Source organism: Phormidesmis sp. 146-12 (genome assembly GCF_052939495.1).
This window is the reverse complement of sequence record NZ_JBJPHS010000197.1, coordinates 1-6,074: the sequence shown is the minus strand read 5'-3', so window position 1 is coordinate 6,074 and position 6,074 is coordinate 1. Positions and strand designations below refer to the sequence as shown.

Below are 6,074 nucleotides of genomic sequence, written 5' to 3'. Positions count from 1 at the left end.
ACCACATCACTGAGGAGCCGTATGAGTCGAAAGGGTCATGTACGGTTCTGGAGCCTAAGTAGGGTGAGTGATCACCCTACTTAGGCTAACTATCACTTAAAGCTTCGCTGCTACATTGTGATTGACTTGAAGATTTCAGAATTTCAGCCAGAATTTTCCGGAAAAATGAACTTCTATATTTCAGCCGTAGACGATTTGTTGCGACATGCTGATGACAAGCCAACGATCGGGATCATTCTTTGCAAGGGTAGAAAGAAGACGGCTGCTGAATATGCGCTTCGCGATGTGAATAAACCGATCGGCATTTCAACCTATCAACTCAAAGGCTCTTTACCAGAACCGTTTCAGCAGAGTTTGCCCAGTATCGAGCAGTTAGAAATGGAACTGGACACGATTGCGGCAGCAGTTGTTTCTGAAGAAGACACAGACGCTTGAACAGGTTCACGATATTATCTGAGCGACCGCCAAGAATTTCTTTTACATAATCTGACAGCTTCTCTTCGATTTCGTTAGGCAGCTTTAGGCGTGGGGTTATGAACTGATCTAAGTGATTGATCAACAAGTCATTGAGCAGCTAGGGTGTTGAATTGGAAACAATACGTCAATTAATATCTCGACCGAGTTGTGGAAGGCGATCGCTTAATCTCGCTCGTTGCCGACTGAAGATGTCTTCAGTCGGCAAACTCCTTAAAACGCTACTCGTTGTGAATCTCTCCAATTCAAGGCTGGAATTTACGTTCCAGGATTTTAGAAGCAGAAACACGAACAATTAAAGTAACTGAAGACATCTTCAGTAAGAAAACGATTCAACTGTAAGGTTGTGCAGTAAAATAGCTGGGAAATTGTGTCATCGATCTCCTTATGTTACGAGGTACTGAATCGTGAAAATTGCTGTAGCTGCGGTCAAAGGTGGCGTTGGCAAAACGACTTCTACGTTCTGTCTCGCGGCAGTCTTGACTCGAATGGGAAAACGAGTTTTGTGTATAGACCTGGATTCACAAGCCGACTTATCGGCCGCATTCCGATGTGAGTGTGATGCGTCAAACCCTAATATTGGTGAAGTTCTCAACTCTTCTCGTCGAGAACAGCGATCGCTAATGAAGAAAGCGGTGGTGTCGATCGAGGGCTGGGCAGATCTCATTACCCCTGGGTCTCAATTAGATCACTACGAAAAAGAAGTCGAGAAAGGGATTGGTTCGGATCAGCGACTGCGGGATGCGCTCGACGCGATCTCATCTGAGTATGACTTCATTTTGCTAGACACGCCCAAAGGAGATGGTCTACTCACTCGAAATGCATTAGTTGCTTGTGACCAGGTTGTTGTCCCGGTGCAGATGGAATGGTTGGCGGTGAAAAATCTGCCTAGACTGCTGCAAAAAATCTCTGAAATTGCCGATCGACTCAATCCTGATGTGGTTGTCTCAACGTTTGTGCCTTTTCAACTAAGACGCACCTCGTTTTCAAAGCGAAGTTATCAAGATCTGTGTAATTGGGACGCAACCCCTCATTTGCCCTTCCAACAGGCTCCCATCTGGGTTGCTCCACCCGTAAATGACCTGACGCTCTATGCTGAATTGTCGGAAGCAGGCGTACCAATCTATGAATATCCCGGAGTCGAAAATAAGCACATTGAGCCATTTCAAAAGCTTGCAGACTATTTGGAACAGCAACGATGTGCAGGACTGGAGGTGAGTCATGCCCGCTAAATCTGCTCGCGCCCGAATGCAGCGCAGTCCGTTGGGGTCTCCGCTTCCGACTGAATCTAAACCTGTTGTCCGATTGGAGCCAATTCTTAATCTTGATCGCATCAATTTAGAAGATCGAGGGAATTGGTTGAGGGCCTTAGAAGTTTGCCGTCCCCAATCAGCCCAATCCCTGGATGAGCTTTTGGGTCAGATTGCTTCTTATCAAGGACAAATCGACAGAGCCATTCAAACCGCTCAAGCGCAAAGTACGATTTATGCTTACGCGATCGGCACTCGGCTAAACTTCATCGATCAGCATCAGCTCTATGAAAAGTTGGGCTATCGCAATTTAACTGACTTTATTAATGGGGGTGAGATCAAGCGATCGAATGGGGACTCAATCACGGCTCGGCAGGTTTGGTCATACCGACGGGTCACTAAAGGATTAGACGAGTTTCTTGAGCTTGTGGAGGAGTTGAGAAACGGCAGCGAGATTTCTGAAGAGATTCAAATCCAAGTAAAGCAAATGGGAGAACGCCTGCAACATGATGTTGTAGAAAGCTTTTTGGCTTCTTATGTCGATGGCATTGCTGGAGTTTTAGAGTTAGGAGTGAGTAAGTTAGAGCAAGTCTGTCGTCTTCCAAGACCGATCGCGTTTTCTGGTTTGTTAGCGGGACAGTTGCCTTTATCGTCAGAAGCTTACTTACCCGTTTATGAAACCTCGTTTAGCCAATTGCGAAAAGCGATTAGCCAGTATGAAAAGCCGCCTGAGGTGGGGCTGTCTGAAAGTGCTGTCGATAAGAAGTTAGCTCAGATCGAACGCCTTGTAAAAGAGGTGAGCGGATTAAACCTGGAGCAATCCCAGAAAGAACGACTACAAACGATTCAAGCAACGCTTCAAGTCTTGTTGTGAGTCCTTATGAGCAAAATTGTCTGGTCTGCCTTACGAAACAACTGAAGAGACAATTTCACTGAATAAGTCTGACTGAATCACGTTGTACCTCAGCCAATGAATCTCGTCTAGGTTCAGTTCAACTTTCATGGTTTAACCCTCCTTTAGCACTCGATCTCTTAAATGTTGATGAGTAGCAGCATACCTTACAGCACCGGGAATCAAATTCTAGGGAAGTGGAAGTCCGGCCGCCTTCAATACTAAGGTAAAGACCACTTTCGCGGCCTCACTCACCGTTGTCTCACTGGCTTTATTTGCCATTGCCTTTCCCCACAGCACCAATTTCCCCATCATGGCAGGATTACTCTCTGCTTGCTTTGCCATGTCTGTCGCGACTTGTTGCTGAGACTCTTCAACCGTCACACCCTGATTCTGAAGCTGCTGGAGAAGGTCTTGAATTTGTTGAGCCGCTTGAGCGAGATCTTGGCTCATGTTGATGTAGTTTCCCTGGATGTAATCACCACCGATATTCTCGTTGTAATTACCGCTGCCCATGTAAATATTTCGATCTCCCATTAATTGACTCTCCGCTATTGCGATCGCATTAATTGGTCTACTACCTAACAAATTAACAATTCCTAGTAGATTAGTATTCTCTCGGCGATAACCTTCAATTTCTACATTCTTGAGTTGTTGCTGATATTGAGTTTCTAGAAGTTGCACTTTCACTTCGTAGAGTTCTTTCGCTTGCCGTTCGATCGCTGCCTTATCTGCTCCTTCTGGTACTTCTAACCGAATAACGAATGCACCGCCGCTTTTCTTCTCGATCGCTTGGATGGAAATGTTGTCATATTGCGATCGCAATTCTTGAAAGGATTGGAAGAAGGCTTGCCAATCGATGCCATCGGCAAAGATGAGGTCAACGGTTTCGAGTGCTTTTTGAAATAGAGCAGTAAACTCACCTGGAGCGAAGATGCCACTGCTGGGACGACGTTCTTGTTGATCCAATTTCAGATAGACATACTCACATATCACACCATCCAGTTTGGTCTCACTGCCAATATTCCAATCTTGTAGACAAGTTCCTGTGAGAATTGCTCCTGTAAAATCAGCTTTTCTTGCTTGCACTGCTACTAAATTTGCCTCGTGGAGGTTAGCTCCACGAAAGTTTGCTCCACTAAGCCATGCACCAGCTAAAACTGCCTTATAAAGGTTTGCATTCTCAAGGTTTGCATTCATTAAGTCCGCTGTGTGAAGAAAAGCTGCTTCTAGCGAGCTGCTATCAAAGTTTGCTTCGCTTAGGATTGCTTGACTCAAATTAGCCTTACTGAGATTCACCTTACTAAAGTTTGCTTTATCAAGATTTGCTTTATGGAAATTTACTTTACTCAGATCAGCTTCCCTAAAATCTGCTTCATTAAGCAGAGCGTTGTCAAATTTAGCACCTTTCAAATTTGCAAGTCGTAAATCAGCTTCGACAAGCTGGGTTTCTCCTAAATCTGCTCCACTAAAATCGATGGCACGAAGGTTAGCACAGAAACGTGTACAGTCCTTCGGATCATGTCCAACAACGGTTGTCGGTGGTAGTTTCAAACCTCGCAGATTAACGCCACTCAAATCTAGGTTTTGAATTTGAGGGTTAGCGCTTCTCCACCTATTCCATGAAATAGTATCTCCACGTTTAAGAAGAGCCAGAAGAAACTCTTGATTAACCATTTGAAATCGTCTTCCTACAATGAACAAATCACTTCCCAAATTACGGAAATGCGTATTGCTCGTGAATGACAGCGATAGCCTCTACTACATTATGTATCGATTGTCTTCTCACTAATAAAAGGGATTGATTCGGGATAACTGCAAAATCACACCATGAAACCTCAAGATCTTTTCAACTATCTGGAAACTGCCAACACACAATGTGTTCCACACTTTTGCTTCCACAAACACAAGCTTCAGCTTTGGACGCAATCCACTCGTAATCGCACTCTCGACAAGGACAAAAAATGTTGTGACGATTCGCTTCCTCAAAGCTTTGCTGCCATTTGTGCAGTTCTGTAGGCGCAAGTTGAGTCTAGCTGTCTGACATTATTGTGTTGAGTATAAAAGTATTTAAAGATCATCACCCCAAATACTGATCCTTCATCTCCCGGCCCCGCCACAATCAACGCCTGCCCGATCCCCTCATCCATCTCATAAAGCTCCTTTCCCGATGTCTCTTTCGGGTCAATCCTTTCTCTCAACTGAGCTTGCGGCTCCTCTGGTGTGTTTTTCGCCTTCGATCACCAGGCAACGATCAAGACAAGGTACAAAGTCTTCAAACGGCTCCATCCCTGCTTGAATCAGCTTTTTTGCCAGTTGGGTGATGGGCAACGGTCGATCGCTCTGCTCACAAGTATCCATCTCATCGGACGGATAGCCTGAAGTCAGATAGAGGGTGAAGGCTCAAACCCAGAAGATGCTTGCGTCTGCGAAGTCCCTGTGGTTTCATAGAACGCCGCTTCCGCCGCCGCCTGGTCTGCTGCCTTGGTGTAGCGCCGAAAACTCTGCACGGATCGATGGCGCGTCAATGTCATGACATGATAGGGATTCATCCCCTTCAGCACCAAGTTTGTCGCAAACGTATGCCGACAGCGATGAGCATGAAAATCCAGTCCCGTTTCTAGAGCGATCGCATCGACCACTTTGCGAATCCCCTCATAACTGAGCCGCTGTCCTTTGTTCCGTCGAGAATGAGAGACAAACAGAGGACTGATTGACTGGATCACGTCTCCCTGCTGTTGTCGCCACGTTAGATAGGTTTCCAAACTGAGGATCGCGGCTTCGGTCAGCGGCACGAATCCTTTGCTATCGGCTTTTGCCACCTGAATTCTCAGCCGCCGCCCATCAAAATCCTCTCGATTCAGTCCAGAAACTTCATTTGCCCGCAAACCGTGCAGTAAAACTGAAATCAAAGCTAGATTTCGTTCTGGCATCGAGCTTTGGCGGATCGCGTGATAAATCCGTTCAACTTCTGCCTCATTGAGATTTTGAGCTTCGGGTTCTACCAATTTAGGCAAGCCTACTTCAGTGGTGGGATCAATCGAAATGTAGCGAGAACGAGTCATCCAACCCAGGAAATTTTTTACCGTTCCCAACACCCGTCGCACGGTAGCATCCGATAACACTCGTTGATCAGTTTCTAAATCTTTCCGCAGCAGGTGCGCTTTGAACTGGGCGATCTGTCGGGGCGAGATTTCAGCCCAGCTTTGATCGCTCCAGTCGAGGAACTGCTGTAAGTCTTGACGGTAGGCTTTCTGAGTTCTGGGAGCCAGCGATCGTGCCTGCAAAAATTCCTCCACGCGCACTTCTCTTAAATCTGTAGGGCTGGGCAGCTCTGGTTTTTGTCCCTGAGCGACCGGAGTAATCTGAATTTCTGGGATAGCTCTGGGCATAGATTTCAAAATTGTGATTTTAATAATAAGTTGACCACAGCTTAAGGCAAAAGATGACCATTGCGG

6 protein-coding genes and 1 pseudogene are annotated in these 6,074 nt (G+C 46.0%); 3 read left to right on the top strand and 4 right to left on the bottom strand.

Annotation, left to right across the window (positions count from 1 at the left end):
* Nucleotides 1-102: 102 nt before the first annotated feature.
* From ACKFKF_RS34000 to ACKFKF_RS33990, 3 genes and pseudogenes are all read left to right on the top strand, one after another.
* Nucleotides 103-435 (top strand): annotated as a pseudogene (locus tag ACKFKF_RS34000) (PDDEXK nuclease domain-containing protein); the annotation flags it as partial.
* 446 nt (nt 436-881) lie between these two features.
* On the top strand, nt 882-1,706 hold the full coding sequence (locus ACKFKF_RS33995; RefSeq protein WP_446871784.1) for a ParA family protein: 825 nt from the start codon (nt 882-884) through the stop codon (nt 1,704-1,706).
* Nucleotides 1,696-2,598, top strand: coding sequence for a hypothetical protein (locus ACKFKF_RS33990; protein WP_446871783.1), 903 nt, complete (start codon nt 1,696-1,698; stop codon nt 2,596-2,598). The genes ACKFKF_RS33995 and ACKFKF_RS33990 overlap by 11 nt, the downstream gene beginning before the upstream one ends.
* Before the next feature lie 207 nt (nt 2,599-2,805).
* Here ACKFKF_RS33990 and ACKFKF_RS33985 read toward each other — a convergent pair whose 3' ends face one another.
* The 4 genes from ACKFKF_RS33985 to ACKFKF_RS33970 form a co-directional block, all read right to left on the bottom strand.
* Nucleotides 2,806-4,293, bottom strand: a complete 1,488-nt coding sequence (locus ACKFKF_RS33985; RefSeq protein ID WP_446871782.1) for a pentapeptide repeat-containing protein — start codon at nt 4,291-4,293, stop codon at nt 2,806-2,808.
* A gap of 308 nt (nt 4,294-4,601) precedes the next feature.
* Nucleotides 4,602-4,766 carry a hypothetical protein gene (locus ACKFKF_RS33980; RefSeq protein ID WP_446871781.1) on the bottom strand — a complete coding sequence of 55 codons (165 nt, stop codon included), beginning with the start codon at nt 4,764-4,766 and terminating at the stop codon, nt 4,602-4,604.
* A 34-nt stretch (nt 4,767-4,800) separates the two neighbouring features.
* Complete coding sequence (locus ACKFKF_RS33975) at nt 4,801-4,977, bottom strand: hypothetical protein (protein WP_446871780.1); 177 nt, start codon at nt 4,975-4,977, stop codon at nt 4,801-4,803.
* A gap of 23 nt (nt 4,978-5,000) precedes the next feature.
* Nucleotides 5,001-6,074 (bottom strand): tyrosine-type recombinase/integrase (locus ACKFKF_RS33970; protein WP_446871779.1); only part of this gene is annotated, 1,074 nt, incomplete at its 5' end.

Bases quoted from the DNA above. Each gene is read 5' to 3' on its own strand.
- ACKFKF_RS33990 (WP_446871783.1), top strand. From the start codon at position 1,696: ATGCCCGCTAAATCTGCTCGCGCCCGAATGCAGCGCAGTCCGTTGGGG.
- ACKFKF_RS33985 (WP_446871782.1), bottom strand. From the start codon at position 4,293: ATGGTTAATCAAGAGTTTCTTCTGGCTCTTCTTAAACGTGGAGATACT.
- ACKFKF_RS33980 (WP_446871781.1), bottom strand. From the start codon at position 4,766: ATGGATGAGGGGATCGGGCAGGCGTTGATTGTGGCGGGGCCGGGAGAT.
- ACKFKF_RS33975 (WP_446871780.1), bottom strand. From the start codon at position 4,977: ATGGATACTTGTGAGCAGAGCGATCGACCGTTGCCCATCACCCAACTG.